We start from the raw sequence: 17,801 nt of genomic DNA on the forward strand, positions 1-17,801 counted from the left end.
TACAATATCCAATCCTTGTACTGCCGGAGTCGGTACAGGCGGCGGAACAAGCGTAGGGTCGGGTGCTGGTTCTGGAGTTGGTGTCGGCGTAGGCGCTGGTGTAGGTTCTGGTGTAGGTTCTGGAGCTGGCGTCGGTGTGGGCGCATTTGGATTCACTACACTGTTATAATCTCCCTGCTCAACCTGTTTGCTGATCAGATTGCCGTTTTTATCGTACGCATACGTTGTTTTCTGTGTCGCTGTATACATGACCGCCAAGCGCCCGTTTTCGTTATATTGATAGACGCGCTGTGTGGCTGCGGCAGCTGACAGCACAGGAATCAGGACAAGCCAGACACATAGCAAAAGCATAATTTTTTGCAGCAGAGAAGCTTGGATCGGCAAACTTCTGATTTTCATAGAAAATAGACTCCTTTAATTCAATTTCATAGTGACTTAGCAAGCATTAGACACACTTATTCCTTTTTATTTGGCCGATTTTAATCTGTCTTCCTCAACAAACACCTCCGTTGTTGTAAATTAGTTGTCATGCGAATGGAGATTACGCTCATATGAACGTTTTTATACTTTATGTACTTCTCTATCTACATATTCCAACAATCTGATTATACCGGGTGTTTTCAAAAATGGAAGTTATTAATTTATGTAACCAAAAATTAATAACTTCATCTATTTTAATACTAAGATTTTGTATATTCGTACGTTCAGACAACAGATATTCTTATACATTTAATATGATAGATAAACTGCTAATTTAATAATTACATATATCATGTTCATGCAAGAACAAATATTCCTGTATAGATGATTATCAGGCAGATCGACTATACAAAGCTTCCCGATTACAAGATACTCTGTGTGGATCTCAAATCTGTTTATGCTTCGGTGGAAGCTGTCGAGTGAGGGCTTGATCCCCTCCACTATATGATTGCTGTTGTCCGCGACATTACTCGGCATGGTGGTGTCGTACTGGCTGCCTCTCCTGCATTAAACAAATTCAAACTGGTAGCCGGCTTTATCCGATTCCAACGGATGACCGCCGCATACATATCGCCAAAACACGCATGGGTCTTTATTTAGAAAAGTCGATGCAAATTACATATGTCTACCAGCTAAAATACTCTATCTCGCTTGTATCGATTTATTAACACATGCTCCAACACATATATCGATTCGACATATTAGCGTGGATATGACTAATATAGTGTACCAAGGATGCTATTCAAGTCGATTTGTTTGACGGGTATGATCATCAGAAGTTATACCGGCTTGGACTCACCACCTATAGGATTATACATGAACATGGCATGTCTGCGATTATGCGAGCAGCTTTGTTAACTGCTGCGGAAACCTGGCTGGATCCTGTTTTAAAATGTGGAGGTCATTATGAATAATGGATATCAGGATCGAGGAAAGAAAATTTGGCTTTGATGATAATGCAAACGATCTTCGTAAGAAAATGGAGCTGCTGTTAAGTCAGTGACTTTTACTCGATTTGGATTATCATTATCTTTCCCAAAGAAATATACATATATGGTTTTACAATACGGTGGTCATAGTCTCTACTTCTTCTCATTTCGTATCTTCCGATATGATTGGTGTCGAAAATAAACTTTAGACATTAGATTTCCTTTTTCGATGCTCAGTATTGCTTTATTTCACGAGGACTTACATATGACAGTCTACAATCACTACAAAGTGTTCTGGATCGGCATCTTTAATGAACGTATCATAAAACGAAGTATTAAATTGTGTTGCTTCTTCTGGACGTTCCGAACTTATGCCGAACCTTCCCATTTCTCCTGGAGCATGCCAATTCCCATCGGGTGTTACTACAGCATACGTACGAACACTCAACATTTCACGTAAAAAGCTTTGTTTATCACCATACCGATTCATGTAATATTCTGGCTGATCGGAGCCTTTTCCCTCCATCACCTTTTCCCATTCCTGAGAGGCGTGGGCTAAGCAAATCTTAAGTTTTGTAGCTAATGCTGCGGGTACAGGCATGTCTTCGATTGTAACGGTCACGCCTTCACCTAGCTCTTGCTCTATAAAGAAAATATCTTTAATTGGCGCTGCATTAACCTGTTCCCCGGATCGGAGTAACAGCGTATTGGACCAACTTCCTCCAATTTGCCACGAGTCCCATTTCGCATTCGGATTGTCCCAATAGCCCCATTTCCTTGTCTTCTCATCTCTAGCGCTATACCCTACATGTTGCATCAGGTAGTCATCCAATGTCGTGTATTTCTCTTGATGTGGAATCCGTACACGTTTTAAATGTGAAGGCACTTCATGCGTGCGCAACATCGGTTGTGAAGCAGTTGTACGAAAAATGGAATGGTAGGGTGAGAGCAGTCGACCATCCTCCATCTCTACATATTCCGCTGATTCCGTTTCATACGATCGTCGATACTCCTCTTCCACATCAAAAAACACCAAATACTCTTCAGGGCAATTCCCCCTATTATTTTCTTGGAATGGGGCTAATAGACGCTCTACATCGTTCATACTTGGCGTAATCACTGCAACGCTAAAATGACTCATATGAAGCTTCCTTTCTTAATATAAATTTTGTTTATCATTATCGTTTTAAAGGCAAATTATGAAGGCATTGAGGCAGACTATGCCCATCACCATAGTTAAAAAGCCGATTAATCTTATGTATACTACATTAGCCCAACACTTCTCATCCCATCTTATTCGTTAGGTTATCACTGCACGTACAATGAAGCCCGGTAGAAAAGAAAACTTCACTCCATCCAATCAAATGATGAAATCTTACTTTTGCATACAATAGAGGAAGCTGCAAAAATGGCAAACAGAACTAAAATTTCGCTTATGACTACAAATGATAATGACATACCTTATCATTTTATCAGAAAAGGGATGGTCTAATAATATATGTATCCTGATATAGTCGAAAAAGCGAGAACCATAAAGGCTCAAATTCCTAAACGATCTACCGACGGCATACTGATTAGAGATGAATTGTTATTAGAAAAGTGCTCTCGTTCCACTTTAATATCTATACGGATTTTTATTTTCATCAGCATCCTTCGGTTATATACCACTTCACAACACTCGTAAAAAAGACACTTCAATTTCTGCCTGCTATACATTGATAATCTCTATGATCATGCTAAAATTAAGCACAATAGTTCTGACATAGGAGGTGCCTAGCTCAATCGATCTTAATGAAAAGAGATGATTCTCTCATTCGTTAAAGCAAGATAAAATAACAGGATACATAGGTATCGATCATCAAAAACGTAAGAAAATGAATGACCATGTAGTACGGATTATATTTCTTTACACTCTTGGTCGGCACGAAATCGGCACGCCGCTCAAATCAGCTCTTTGCAACACCTTAGTAAGGGTATGTTCATTCATCTATTCATGGGCAACATGATTCTTATCTTGCACACCATGAACCATCAACAAACCCTTATCCGCTCTACCATCCCACTACCTAACGGAGGATCATACACACTATGGCACGTATCTGGTTTCCGAGGCTTCAAGGCAACAGCCGTGGCTGTCTCGCCTTTGAACCTTTTTTTCTCATTCCCTACAGCATGGTGATGACCTATGCTACGCTTTATATGTATGAGCTTGGCGTAACCGAAACGGCGATCGGCTGGATTACGACACTTAGTTTGATCGTTCAGGTGATCTCTTCTTTTTTGAGTGGTTACTTAACCGATCGGCTGGGACGTAAGCGCGCCGTGCTTTATTTTGACCTGTTAAGCTGGACGCTGGCTACGATTGTGTGGGCGGTGTCGCAAAATGTATGGTTTTTCGTTGCGGCTGCTTTATTAAATGGCTTTCAGCGTGTTCCGTCTACCGCCTTTTACTGTCTCGTTGTAGAGGATACACGTCCTGCGGATCGTACCTATGTATTCACGTTGTTGCAGATTATTAGCGTCATCGGCGGCTTGTTTGCACCGCTCGGTGGATTGCTTGTGTACGCATATGGGTTAGTCGACGGTACACGAATCATGTACTGGATTGCGGCTATTTTTATGACTTTTCAATTCGTCGGGCGCCATTTGACGACGAGAGAAACTGAAATGGGTTATCGTAAAATGCAAGAAACGCGTGATCTGGGACTCGGTAAAAGTTTGCTTGATTATGCAGGGGCTATCCGCGAAATTACCGCCAGTCGTTCCTTGCTGCTCATTTTCGGTGTGTATGTATTGTTTAATTTCCAAACTACGCTGAAAACGACGTATTTATCGCTCTATATGGCGGATTATTTACATATTGATAATGATCTGATCTCCTTTGTTCCAGCCGTTTCGTCTATTGTCATGTTACTCGTGCTCTGGCTACTCACCCCACGTATTCCGGAACGAGCCATGTACAAGTCGATGATGGCTGGTTTTGGATTATCTGTCGTTTCCAATGTGATGCTCGTCGTTGGGCCGATTACCGAGCTAGCCTGGGTCGCGCTAAGTACAATTGTTGCTGCGGTCGGGATGATGATTAGCTCACCTTATCTGGAAGCGGCTGTCGCCAATGCGATCGATGATAATAAACGGGCGAAAATTTTCTCCATGCTCTCTGTGCTTATTTTGCTGATCACCTCACCTGCCGGTATTATTGGCGGCTGGGCGTATACATTTGATCCACGTATTCCGATCTGGCTGATGATTGCTGCTTTTGCACTTGCGTGTTTGTTGACCGTTCGTTATGAGCGTCATCATAAAGCATTAGCTGCTTAGATGCGGATGCTAAATATAGAACCTAGATCAGTTAATACGAGAACATTGGCGCACGATGCAGATTATCGTTAATAATCCTAGATACAGAACCTAGATCAGTTAATACGCTTTAGTTTGTGTCTTTAAAAGGCTTTATAGCAATAGTACGATGAAGTTTATTTTTATTAGACAATTCCTGTACATGTAGCTCTATTCACTTGAAACGGGATCTTTTGACCAATAAAATGATTATTCTTTTGGCCATAGTATATGTAAATATGGATAATGTTCAATAAAGATACGCTTATCGTCTAATGTAAGTATATTTTGCATAAAATAGCATAGATCAGACTTTGAGTGTATAGTAGTCGCGATACAGGTTATGTACAAACCTATGTAGCATATACAAAATAAATCGATTACAATCATTATATAAAAAGAGAATTCCAGCTCTCTACACTTGCACACAAGGTGCAGTATAGGAGAAACTAGGAATTCTCTTTTTGCATTCTTTTATAATGAAGCTACTCGCGTTTCCTTACGACTCGGATTTAAGCTTGCCACTAATATAATCGAGCGCGCTTTGACCGATCTTCTCAGCAGGGGTAATCCCGCGGAAACGAGTCCATATATCGCGATCGACCATATACACATGATGATTCTTCACGGCTTTTAAGTTTTGCCATACTGGCAGCTTCTTCCACTCATTCGTGATCACTTCGGAATCATCGGTAGCGATAAAGATGATATCAGGATCCATCGCCGTAATGGTCTCCAGGTTCACCTCTTTATAAGGTTCTTTTTCACTACCCTGTATTACATTGTCAAAGCCCATATCGTTCAGCACTTCACCAGCATACGATGTTGTGGAATGGGCATTAAAATCACCTTTGCGTGCTACACCGACAAGCACCCTTTTCTCTGGTAATGCTTCAACCTGCTTCTTCATCACAGCCATCATCTTATCATGCTGTACCAGGCGCTCTTTAGCCTCAGCTTCTTTACCGACTGACTTCGCAATTGTTTCAAAGTCCTTTATGCTATCCTCATAAGAGCCTTTGCGGCTATTTAATACAATCGTCGGTGCAATCTGATCCAGTTGATCTTTAATTTTAGAGTGACGATCGGTATCGGCGATGATCAGATCCGGTGCTACCCCTGCGATTTTTTCCAGATCTGGCGTTTCTCGCTTGCCGAGGGGCATATATTCAATTGGCTTGCCTGCGAGCTTTTCCATTGCTTTTGGCTTGTCGTCATCTGCGATCCCAACAGGTGTGATCCCAAGTGCAAGTAGATCATCCACAAACGACCATTCTAGCGCCACCACATGAGTGGCAGGTTGCTTCAGCTCTGTTGTTCCCATATCATGCTGAATGACAATGCTTCCTATTGTAGAGTTATCGTTGTTTGCTGAAGCAGATGAGTTGGACGATGTTGTCTGACCACAGCCTGCTAACAATACTGCACATACGCCTCCGATTAGCAAATGCTTGAATCCGAATTGAACTTTCATGATAAAATCTCCTTTATGTACATATTTCATTTGATAATGAGAATTATTATCAACTTGATTAGTATACATGATGTCTGATTTTCTGTAAACCTATCATAGATTTGCAAAGCTTTAATTCACTTTTATTGCTAGTAAGATATACCCATTACTAGATTGCGATCTATTTCGGCTACGATGGACATGATCTCCTTTCTTACTGCTTTTTATACTTTTATGACCAGCAACAGTGACCAAGTTCAATGTAAAGTTTAATACTATACAGCAAAGATAATTTTATGGCGTGATGCAGATACATGTATCATCAAATAGAACGGATTCAACTTTTAATTTAATGTGGTCAGCATACGATGACGTATATCCTTACTTCTTACAAAATCTACATTTTCATCACATCATAAATTTCTCTCAGGCTTTGCCAGCTCAAACTTTAGGTTTGACGCAGTCAAGGAATTTCTAGTGCTTCTTTCTCTTATCACCCAGACCATCCTATTCTGCTTACCACTCTTCTCAAATTTATCGCTACGCTTTAATCTCCGCTCAACATAACATAAATAGCCCGTACTCCATCAGCTGAAGAACGGGCTATTACCTATGCAACTCTATTACGGAACTATACCATAATTATGAAACGATCCATCCATTAACTCATTTGCGCTTCACGATATACATCCAGATACTCACGTGCCGAAGTTTGCCAGCTATAATCGCCGGTCATCGCATTTTTCATAACCTGTTTCCAATGCTTTGGCTGCTGATAGAAGGATACCGCCCGGCGGATCGTGTACAGCATATCATGAGCATTGTAGGAATTGAACGTAAATCCATTCCCTTCGCCGGTCATTTCATTGTAAGACTGCACCGTGTCATTCAGACCACCTGTTTCGCGCACGATAGGAATACTTCCGTACCGAAGTGCAAGCAACTGACTAATGCCACATGGCTCAAATTGTGATGGCATCAGGAACATATCGGTTCCAGCATAGATGCGTCGTGCCACACCTTCACTAAAACGAATTTCAGCAGCAAGACGCTCGGGATGACGATATGCTGCACCGCGGAACCAATCTTCATACATCGCTTCGCCTGTACCAAGCAATACAAATTGCACATCATTATAATAAAGCAGCTCATCCAGCACACGCATAACGAGATCGAGTCCCTTCGATTCCACAAGACGTGTGACCATCGCTACGATTGGCACATCTGCTCGTACTGGCAAGCCAAGCTCTTCCTGTAAAGCAGCTTTATTTTCAAGGCGTTTGTTCGTTGCACTACGATAATGGGTTTGCAAATACGGATCGGTCGCCGGGTTGTAACTTTTCGTATCGATTCCGTTGACGATCCCACGCAAACGTCCACCAAGTGAACGCAGTAAACCATCCAGACCATAGCCATAATAGGGCATTTTAATCTCTTCTGCATATGTAGGACTAACGGTGGTGACCCGATCAGCAAATACGATACCTGCCTTCATATAGCTGATATTACCGTAATATTCTACGCCACCTGCATGAAAGTAACGATCGTCCAGACCGAATAACGACCATAATGTGGAATAAGGGAAAATGCCCTGATACAGCAAATTATGAATCGTAAATACGGTACGTATATTGGAGTAAAAAGGTAACGATTGATATTGTGCCTTCAGCAGCAGTGGGATCATGCCGGTATGCCAATCATGGGCATGGATAATATCCGGTTGAAAATCGATCACCGGCAACATGTCCAGTACAGCGCGACAGAAAAAGGCAAAACGCTCCCCATCATCACCATAACCATACACACCGTCACGGCCAAAATAATATTCATTGTCGAGCAAATAAAACGTAATGCCATCCTGCTTAAACTGCTTAATCCCGCAATATTGACTGCGCCAGCCAACCTGTACCTGCACAACGTCTACAAGTGTAGCCTGATTGCGAATCGGCTCGCTAATGCTGTTGTAATTCGGCATCACCACGCGCACATCGCACTTTTCTTTTTTTAGTGCTGCTGGGAGCGCACCAATAACGTCTGCCAGTCCACCCGTTTTAATAAAAGGGTTAGCCTCGGCTGCTGCGAATAAAATGTTCATGCAAAACTCCTCCTTTGAATGTAAACGGTACTGCTCGTACCTGCTGCAAGAGTACATATATCGTCACCGCAGCTTACGTTCCGATCATCGTTATATTTAGCTTTTTGCCTTTTTAGCAGCTGTTCCTTTTTTCAAAATTAATACACTTAATGGGGGAATAGTCAGCAGTACGCTTTGCTCCTGCTGATGCCACGGAATTTTCTCAGAAACAAGCAGCTTTTCCGTGCGCCCACCTGTACCGCCAAAGCGCGGATCATCGCTATTCCATATTTCGGCATACGTTCCTGGTTTAGGCACACCGATCCGGTAATTCACACGTGGAACGGGCTGAAAGTTAATCGCAATCAGTAACGTATCCGCCGGCTTGCGACCTTTGCGCATATACGTAATCACACTATTGCTTGCATCATCCGCATTCAGCCACTCATAGCCTTCCCAATCATGATCACGTTCCCACAGAGCTGGAGATTTCGCATACAGATGATTAAGCTCACGTGTATAATGTTGCGTTTGGCGATGCATTTCATAATCAAACAGCAGCCAGTCGAGCTGCTCCTGATCTTTCCATTCGATAAACTGACCAAATTCGCTGCCCATAAATAGCAATTTTTTACCGGGATGCGTCATCTGGTAGGCGAGCAACAGACGCAATCCGGCAAACTTCTGTTCATAGCTGCCCGGCATTTTATTTAATAACGAACGTTTGCCATGCACGACTTCATCATGGGAAAGCGGTAATGTAAAGTTTTCGGAATAAGCATATACCAGCGGGAATGTAAGCAAATTATGTTTGGAGGGCCGCTCATCAAACGATGTTTCCACATAATCCAGTGTATCGTTCATCCAGCCCATATTCCATTTATAATTGAAGCCCAATCCATTTTCATGCGCCGGCTTGGTCACTCCAGGCCATGAACTTGATTCCTCTGCCATCATGAGCGCATGGGGGAAATACTGAAAGATCGTCTTATTCAGCTGCTGTAAAAACGAGATCGCTTCCAGATTCTCCACACCACCGTATTGGTTTGGACGCCATCCTCCGCCTTCACGTTCAAAATCAAGTCGAATCATACTGGTAACTGCATCGACACGAAGACCATCAAAATGATACACATCCAGCCAGTACAGCGCACTTGAAATAAGGAACGACCGCACTTCCGGTTTGCCAAAATCAAACGACAGCGTACCCCAGCCATGCTTTTCTGCACGATCCGGATCAGCATATTCATACAATGGCGTACCATCGAAGCGACGCAAGCCATGTGCATCTTTTGTAAAATGTCCTGGCACCCAATCGAGCAGCACGCCAATATTCGCCTGATGACAGCGATCTACAAAGTACATCAGATCCTGAGGCGTGCCATAACGACTCGTTGGCGCAAAATAGCCTGTACTCTGATATCCCCAGGATAAATCATATGGATGCTCCGTCAGCGGCATTAGCTCCACATGCGTATAGCCCATATCGGTAAGATACGGCACCAGCAGATCGGCTAGCTCACGGTAATTGTATAAACTGCCGTCTTCTTTTTGCCGCCATGTGCCTGCATGCATTTCATAAATGTTCAATGGACGCTGGTACAATGGACGACGTTTACGGCGCCATGCCGCATCCTCCCATTTATGACCGGCAAGCGTAGCAACAACCGAAGCGGTCGCAGGGCGTACTTCGGCATGAATCGCATAGGGGTCAGCTTTTAAAAAGCGTTCACCATTTGCTGCTGTAATATGATATTTATACAAATAACCGGCACCGATCTCAGCAAAGAAACCAGTCCAGATCCCTGTATCTTCAATTCTATGTAATAAATGATGATCCCCGTTCCAGTTATTCCAATCGCCAGCCACGCCAACAACCTGTGCATCTGGCGCCCATACGGTAAAGCGCACACCATTCTTTCCTTCTTCGGAAACTAGATGTGAGCCAAAATGACGATACGCATGATAATTGGTGCCTTCGTGAAACAGGTAAATTTCCTCAGCACTGGGCAGTGTAGATTGCGAACGATATTGTTTCAAATGATCACCTCCAAATGGATTAACATAATATCAATTTCACAATTCCAAATAATGCCTTTCATTTGCATATGTTCGCCTATTATTACACATAATGAATTACTTATTTTGGAAACGATTATAACAAAAGCCAATTTGTACGACAAAAATTAGCCAACCTTATTTATTACCCTTTTCAATATGCATTGAATAGCCAAAATTAGCAAGCTCTCTAAATGCCTGTACTGACGGGCTTTTACATTATTGTACTGGCGAAGCAACTGAAATTCCAGCGCCAATCGAATAAATATAAATGCTAAATCAACTAAAAAAATCCGATCCGTTGTTTTTTATAATATTTTACAATTTTTGTTGTTTCAATACGCTTAGCTGACGTTTAAAAGACTAGTACACTGTCAACTGAGCGTTGTCATGAAAATGGGAGGGAAAACAACATGAGAAAGACAAACAAAGAATGCATTGCAATGTTGCTGGCCGGAGGCGAAGGACGTAGGCTGGCTCCTTTGACTTCCATTATAGCGAAACCAGCAGTTCCATTTGGTGGAGACTATAGAATTATTGATTTCCCTCTGAGCAACTGTGCAAATTCCGGGATCGATACAGTCGGGGTATTGACCCAGTATGAAGCACAGTCCCTGCATGACCATATCGGTGGTGGCGACGCCTGGTCTACTGACAATAATCCAATGAATATCACATTGCTCTCTTCTGAGCGTACAGGTGAATATACCGGTACAGCGGATGCAATTTATAAAAACATTGAATATATTGATGCCCTTGATCCAAAGGATGTACTTATTTTGTCCGGGGATCACATTTATCATATGGACTATAATGAAATGCTGCAATACCATAGCGAAAATAAAGCACATGCTACAATCGCGGTCGTCGAGGTACCGTGGGAGGAAGCAAGTCGCTTTGGTGTGATGAGCACGGATGCTGATATGAATATTACGAAATTTTCCGAGAAGCCTGCCGAGCCGGAAAGCAATCTAGCGTCGATGGGTATCTACGTATTTGACTGGCAATATCTGCGTCAACATTTGCTGCAAGATGCGATGAACGAACAATCGAGTCATGATTTTGGCAAAAATATTATTCCCCAAATGCTGGCTGATCGCCAAACGGTAGTCGCTTATGAGTTCCAGGGCTACTGGAGAGATGTGGGCACCATCAACAGTCTGTGGGAAGCACATATGGACATTTTACAACATAGCCGTCAATTTGAGTTAAAAAACTCTGCATGGCCTATGTTCTCCGCTGATTACAATCCATTGCAGGATAATGATCATGCACATGCACCCGATTGCTCGATGGTGAGCTGCAAAGCATCGCTGGAAGGCCATGTCGAGCGTTCCGTTGTATTTAATGGATCGACAATTGGCAGACAGGCTGAAGTTACACACAGCATTATTATGCCAGGCGCGGTGATCGGCAAGCAAGCGCGCATCGAATATGCGATTATTGCTGAAGGCGCGATCGTAAAAGACGGTGCGATCGTTGAAGGCACACCGGAACAAATCGCGGTCGTTGCTCCGTATGAAACGGTATATCCAAAACCATCCGTACGTACGCAGCCTGCTCGTCTGCTCAAAGAAGTATTGGGTCGTGTACATGCTGGCGGTATCTCTTCTTAATTGATTATAAACGTATCCATATAAATATGAATATAAATAAAAGACCAGTTTGCAATCCTTATTGCGCAAGCTGGTCTTTTTATTTGGAGCAGTCATCTGTATATCTTGATGCACAGATAGAACGATCGTGCATACTGTTTGATGTCGCGCCGTAATTACAGATTAATGAACAGTAGACTCGATCGATATCATCCTTTTCCAATCGCTAATCTGATCAAACTAAACTAATCGACAATCGACTGTATTCGCAATTTATATTGAATATTTATTAAACGAGACGATTATGGCTATCTAAAAATGTAGGCTTGAGCACGAACTATTCGCTTTGCCTTTTCCTCTGCTGGTGTTTATTTTTGTTCGCTTGTTCTTGCTTGTTCTTGCTTGTATTTGCTTATACTTTCATCATCCTTATTGATCTGTCATCAAAGTGCTACGCTCATCTAAACTTTGCGAAGAGCTGTTTTGTCCCATTGTATCGGTCGTGTAAGCCATGCTCACAGCGATATTTACAGATTGCTTGCCCACCAATAATCGTTCATAAAATGTCGCAGGTACATATAATACGCCTTGCTTTTTCACCACTTTACTATCCATTGCAAAGTCGCCGGATAAATTAATGACTTTAAAGTCATTATCAACATGCATAATGGTAGTATTTTCTTTCAAGAAGATAACCTGATAAGGTGCATCGATCTTTATTTGCTTCTGCTTGGCGTCCCAGTGAACGGTATAACCTAATTCTTCCGATGTGATGCGTAAAGGCACCATCACGATGCCATCATCATTTTGATACGGTGCATGGATTGCAGTTGAGATGAATTTATTATTCACTTTCAATTCCCACGGTACTGATGTGGAAGCTATAGCCGAATTCGCACCACCCATTATTCCACATAATAAAATACATGTTGCAATCATCCGGTACATCATGATCATCCTTTCCGTTCTTCTACTTCATTAAACGGATCGTTATCACGATAAGTTGCAATTCAGCTCTGCCCACTCCTGCTCCAAAATCGCCATCTCATAGGCACTGTAATATTGTCCATTTACGAGTGCTACGTCCCGTAATAAGCCTTCCTTGCGAAAACCACACGATTCATATAAGCCTGCTGCTTGCTCATTGTAATCATATACAGCCAGTGTGATCCGGTGCATACCGAGTGCTTCAAAGCCAATTCGCAAACCTTCCATAACCATCTGGCGCCCATAGCCTTTACCCCGTGCAGCTGGATCACCAACCAGTACACGTGATAGACGTGCAGAGCGATTTTTGTGATCGATACGTCCCAATGCCATATGTCCAATCGTCTTGCCACTCTGACGTTCGACGACGGCATAGATCAACCAGTCTGAATGCGAAGGATCATTGGCTCCCTCGATATATTGTTGCAGTTCATGACGTTGCAACGGATATTGCCACATTGACCCACTCCATTGCATTAACATTTGTGCATCCTGCTCGTCTGTCCAGCGCAGCAAGTTATCCATATCACGCTCATCAAAATACTCCAGTCGTAACTCATTCGCTACCGCTGGCGGTAGCTTTTCATATAAATTAGCCATTTTACCGTTTACATTATGTGTGCCCATATAACGAAAATCCTGGCGTTGGTAAAAACGATTTAAGGGTACAAGCTCTGCCAGACAATCGAGACGCAGACCTTTTTTACCACGTTCAGCCGCTGTTTGCACTGCCCAATCTAACATATAAGAACCTAGATCAAGCCCACGGAATTGACGTGATACGGTTAGACGGTGCAAATAATAATAATCCTCATCGTTTTTATGTTGCCAGTACGCTTCATCGCCCAATTGCAAAGTAAACATACCCGCAGGCTCGCCCTGATATTCGGCCACATATACTTCACGTTCTACAAAATAGCTATGAATAAGCTCTGGTGTAAACAATGCACGACGCCATTGACCTATGCCCTGCTCCTCCATCCAATCCGCAGCGTCTACAAGAAAATAGGTAATGAGTTCTTCCTCGCCCTGTTCAGCACGGCGAATATGTAATTTATTCGAAATGGTGTTCTTCTGTTGTTGTGACATTACGTTTACCCCTTTCGCACACATAAGCGATCATTTCATTGATTATAGGTTTGCTTATTATACTACAAAAAATCCCCTTTCGTTTACAATGCCAGGCGTTATGAAACACGTTCCTGTTGCACGGTCTACGATGAGGGGATTAAAAAATATTATATTTTCAATATGATTGATACTGCCTTAGTCTTCATTGCCGTATGAATTATTGTTCCTTTTCATAGGGCACTTATTCCGCGTCCTCTATCAGATCAGGTGTAGCTGGCTTTTTATCGAGCAATGGCAAATCGACCATCACCGATGTACCATGATCCAGCTCACTTTCGATGTGCATTTCACCTTTATGAAGCTGCACAATCTGCTGCGTAATCGCCAGCCCAAGACCTGTACCCCCCTGATTCGGATTCACCTGGAAAAAGCGGTCTTTTACCTTTTCCAAAAACTCGGTGCTGATGCCGATACCTGAATCTTTGACGATGATACGTACACGTGCTGGTGTCAATTCCTTAATGATCAGTCTGATCGTAGACTCATTAGGTGAAAATTTGATCGCATTGTCAACCAGATTTAGAAATACTTGCTTCAGGCGGTTACCGTCAGCCTGTACGATATAGCTGGCATCGCCTGGCTCCAGATCAAGCTTGATCTGCTTTTGCTCGGCTTTCGCCCATACATTAAGCATCGTTTCTTGCAAAACTTCCTTCAGATTCACTTCACCAATAACAAGCTTCATCTGATTTTGCTGTAGCTTGGAGAAATCGAGCATTTCTTCGACCAGCCCGATCAGACGCTCGGTTTCTTTGGAAATGATGCTCATCCCTAGCTTCGTCTCTTCCGGATCGAAGCCGCCAGAGACAAGCGTCTCACTCCAGCCCTTAATACCGGTAAGCGGTGTACGCAGCTCATGCGAAATGGATGAGATAAAATCGTCTTTAATCTGATTACTGCGTACAATCTCATCAGCCATATAATTTAGCGTTGCTGCAAGCTCACCGATCTCGTGCGGATAATTACCTTTGATCCGCACGTTAAAGTCCCCTTTTGCCATCAGCGTAGAGACACCGATAATATTGTTGATCGGCTTGACGATCGAGTTTGCCAGTCCCACACTGACCATAAGGACAATGATCAGAATAATAACACCGATACCTGCCGAAACCATTGTAATATAAAATAGCTTCTGGTTCACCAGCTCCAGCGAAGTCACATAACGAACAAGATATTCCTTATCGCCATTGATCTTGATCATACGTGTAACAGCCATCACATCTTCGCCTGTACCTGCCTGCTTACCGATCCAGCGTCCGGTTGATCCGGACAGTGCTTGTGGAATATCACCGGTCTGTATCGGCTTATCCACGATAAATGCAGTCGAGTTTTGCAGTACATTACCTTTAAGGTCAAGCACCTGCACTTCCGCCTTATCCAGACTGTAACTGGATACGATGTCACGATAATTGGCAGGTGCTCGTGTATTATCAAATGATGACTGCAAGTAGTTTGATATCCCGTCATAGTAGTAGGTGCGGATCGCAAATAAAAACACCAGCTCCACCAGCAATATCGTCAAAAATACAACGATAAAATAATGCAGGACGATCTGACGGGTCATCCCCTTTTTGATCATTATGAATCCCGGCCTCTCCATTTATACCCATGTCCCCATACCGTTTGCAGGAACTCCGGCTCGGATGGGTTATTTTCAATTTTTTGACGCAAACGACGAATGTTCACATCGACGATCTTCGGATCGCCCATATATTCTTTACCCCATACATGATCCAGCAGTACATCACGGCTAAGTGGTGTATTTTCTTTTTCAAGGAAAAATTGCACTAGCGAAAATTCTGTCGGTGTCAGCTCGATCAGTTTGCCGCTCTTTTTGAATTGCTTGGAGATCAAATCCAGTGTGAACGGACCGGATTCAAACGATACTTTTGTATTCGATTCACGCTGCACATTAACACGACGCAGTAGCGATTGAATACGCGCGATCAGTTCGGTCGGACTGAACGGCTTGCTCACATGATCATCTGCTCCAACAGATAAAGCATACACTTTATCCTGCTCCTGCACTTTAGCGGTCAGGAAAATAATGCCGATCCGTTCATTTTTCTCACGGATACGGCGGCATACTTCAAAGCCATCAATACCGGGCACCATCACATCGAGCAAAGCGATGTCGATATCAGGTACAGTTTCCAGCATATGCAGCGCCTGTTCGCCATTTTCCGTTTCCAGCACCTCAAAGCCGTTACGCTTCAGGTTAATAATAATAAAACTGCGGATAGACTCTTCGTCCTCCATAATCAATACTTTACTCATGTATAATCCTCCTCCAGAGTCAGGTTGTTCATTGTGTGTTTGTTTATATCTAATAAGATATGGATGGCATAATCGGTTTAGTTTTGAATGACGTTAATTTTACTATTTTCCCAGAGTGCAATAATTTGGCCGCGATTTTGAGCAATAATCTCCCAATCTCCGCTATGATTATTCCATTCATTTTCACTAAAGAAGCGAACTTCGGCTACCTTCTCACCTGTATCTTTAAGAATGAAGCGCAGATCCTGATTTTTGTTCGACTTCGTATCGATCGTTACTTTGCCGATCCATTCCGGGGCGATTTTGATCACGAAGCGGCCCTGTTCATCACGATATTGCTGACTAACCAGCTTGGTCAGATCAGCTCCACCGCTCCATTGATAATAACTGGTGAATCTCGGAATTTCGGTTGGGGCGATATTTTCCCAGCCTTCTGGAATTTCAGCCATACCAATTTCCAGAATACCGTCATTGTTCACATCTTCACTCGCAATCTGAATATCTTTGTACGTCGCCTGACGGCTGAGTGGGAACACATCTTTCAGTTGTCCATTCTCCATCACAATTAGATGCGAGAAGGCAGATACGCCTAGCGTTTGATCCATAATGATTCCATTCTGGTTGGAGGTGACTTTACCAGCAACGACATTATAAAAATGGTCACTACCGATCGTATTCACCAGATCCATTGAACTCATCATCTGGAAGCCATCTTTGTATCGATAGACAGCTATATTCACATAACCGCTGTTATTAATTTTGGTAATTACAAGATCAGGAATGCCATCTCCATCCATATCAATGATGGAATAATACGAATACGGCATATCGTCTACAATGCTAATCTTGCCTTTATCATAGCTATAAATTACGAGTCGTTTCTGACTCGTCTCTGAATTGCTCGTATCATTGGAATAACCGACAATTAGATCGCGATGACCATCGTTCGTAATATCTGTAATTTCTACACTTTCCAGCGTAAAACCAGCACTGTCGATCGTATCTTTTTTTACCCAGGTATCGCCGGATTTCTCAAAGATCAAGCCAATAATACGTCCTGTTGTCGTCTGGTAAAAGACGATCGTTTCACTTGTACCGTCTCCATCCAGATCGACGGTCTGAATTTTGCTGCCATTCCCGTTTTTCGGACTCTGGATACTCGCTCCTTCGGGCAGCTCTGAACTAATGATGCTGCTCAACGTTTGCTTATCCGAAGGCAGTTCCGGTGTCTGAATGAGCGTCTTTGGATCAGCGAGCGGATTGAAGCTACATGCACTTAGCAAAAATAGCAATCCGACCGCCGCAAACAGCTTGATCCAGATACTTTTACTCATGATATCACTCTTTCATTTCAAGTAGCGCTAGCGCTACCTGTTCAATTTCATATTCAACATATGATCCATTCTAAAGACATCATGCCATAGCTACATTACATGCTGCTTTACCACTTCACATGGGTTTATGTAGACATGATTGAT

At 42.8% G+C, this 17,801-nt stretch carries 12 protein-coding genes; 2 read left to right on the forward strand and 10 right to left on the reverse strand.

What is annotated here, in order from left to right:
• Together AAHF22_RS20130 and AAHF22_RS20135 are read right to left on the reverse strand one after the other, a co-directional pair.
• Positions 1-399: RHS repeat domain-containing protein (locus AAHF22_RS20130; RefSeq protein WP_347326812.1), on the reverse strand; the 399-nt coding region annotated here is incomplete at its 3' end.
• Positions 400-1,668: 1,269 nt separating this feature from the next.
• Entirely contained in the window at positions 1,669-2,550 is an 882-nt protein-coding gene (locus AAHF22_RS20135; RefSeq protein WP_347326813.1) for a hypothetical protein, read from the reverse strand.
• A gap of 947 nt (positions 2,551-3,497) precedes the next feature.
• Here AAHF22_RS20135 and AAHF22_RS20140 point away from each other — a divergent pair.
• Positions 3,498-4,730: an MFS transporter gene (locus AAHF22_RS20140; protein WP_347326814.1), complete on the forward strand. Its 1,233-nt coding sequence runs from the start codon at positions 3,498-3,500 to the stop codon at positions 4,728-4,730.
• 517 nt (positions 4,731-5,247) lie between these two features.
• Here AAHF22_RS20140 and AAHF22_RS20145 read toward each other — a convergent pair.
• From AAHF22_RS20145 to glgB, 3 genes are all read right to left on the reverse strand, one after another.
• Positions 5,248-6,222: an ABC transporter substrate-binding protein gene (locus AAHF22_RS20145; protein WP_347326815.1), complete on the reverse strand. Its 975-nt coding sequence runs from the start codon at positions 6,220-6,222 to the stop codon at positions 5,248-5,250.
• 640 nt (positions 6,223-6,862) lie between these two features.
• A complete protein-coding gene (gene glgA / locus AAHF22_RS20150) occupies positions 6,863-8,296 on the reverse strand; it encodes a glycogen synthase GlgA (RefSeq protein WP_347326816.1) in 1,434 nt (477 codons plus the stop codon).
• A 96-nt stretch (positions 8,297-8,392) separates the two neighbouring features.
• The gene (gene glgB / locus AAHF22_RS20155) at positions 8,393-10,315 is read right to left on the reverse strand and encodes a 1,4-alpha-glucan branching protein GlgB (RefSeq protein WP_347326817.1); all 1,923 of its coding nucleotides are present in this window, start codon (positions 10,313-10,315) and stop codon (positions 8,393-8,395) included.
• 431 nt (positions 10,316-10,746) lie between these two features.
• Between glgB and AAHF22_RS20160 the strand changes: the two genes are divergently transcribed.
• Positions 10,747-11,949 carry a glucose-1-phosphate adenylyltransferase gene (locus AAHF22_RS20160; RefSeq protein WP_347326818.1) on the forward strand — a complete coding sequence of 401 codons (1,203 nt, stop codon included), beginning with the start codon at positions 10,747-10,749 and terminating at the stop codon, positions 11,947-11,949.
• 408 nt (positions 11,950-12,357) lie between these two features.
• Here the strand turns inward: AAHF22_RS20160 and AAHF22_RS20165 are convergent, their stop codons facing one another.
• The 5 genes from AAHF22_RS20165 to AAHF22_RS20185 all read right to left on the reverse strand — a co-directional run bounded on the left by AAHF22_RS20165 (position 12,358) and on the right by AAHF22_RS20185 (position 17,657).
• The gene (locus AAHF22_RS20165; protein WP_347326819.1) at positions 12,358-12,876 is read right to left on the reverse strand and encodes a stalk domain-containing protein; all 519 of its coding nucleotides are present in this window, start codon (positions 12,874-12,876) and stop codon (positions 12,358-12,360) included.
• 45 nt (positions 12,877-12,921) lie between these two features.
• Positions 12,922-14,004, reverse strand: a complete 1,083-nt coding sequence (locus tag AAHF22_RS20170) for a GNAT family N-acetyltransferase (RefSeq protein ID WP_347326820.1) — start codon at positions 14,002-14,004, stop codon at positions 12,922-12,924.
• A gap of 223 nt (positions 14,005-14,227) precedes the next feature.
• Positions 14,228-15,625, reverse strand: coding sequence for a HAMP domain-containing sensor histidine kinase (locus AAHF22_RS20175; RefSeq protein ID WP_347326821.1), 1,398 nt, complete (start codon positions 15,623-15,625; stop codon positions 14,228-14,230).
• Complete coding sequence (locus AAHF22_RS20180) at positions 15,625-16,323, reverse strand: response regulator transcription factor (protein WP_188777716.1); 699 nt, start codon at positions 16,321-16,323, stop codon at positions 15,625-15,627. Before AAHF22_RS20180 ends, AAHF22_RS20175 begins: the two co-directional genes overlap by 1 nt.
• Before the next feature lie 77 nt (positions 16,324-16,400).
• On the reverse strand, positions 16,401-17,657 hold the full coding sequence (locus AAHF22_RS20185; protein WP_347326822.1) for an FG-GAP repeat domain-containing protein: 1,257 nt from the start codon (positions 17,655-17,657) through the stop codon (positions 16,401-16,403).
• Between the last annotated feature and the right edge of the window lie 144 nt (positions 17,658-17,801).

It is taken from the genome of Paenibacillus wenxiniae (assembly GCF_039822605.1).
GTDB classification, from domain to species: Bacteria; Bacillota; Bacilli; order Paenibacillales; family Paenibacillaceae; genus Saccharibacillus; species Saccharibacillus wenxiniae.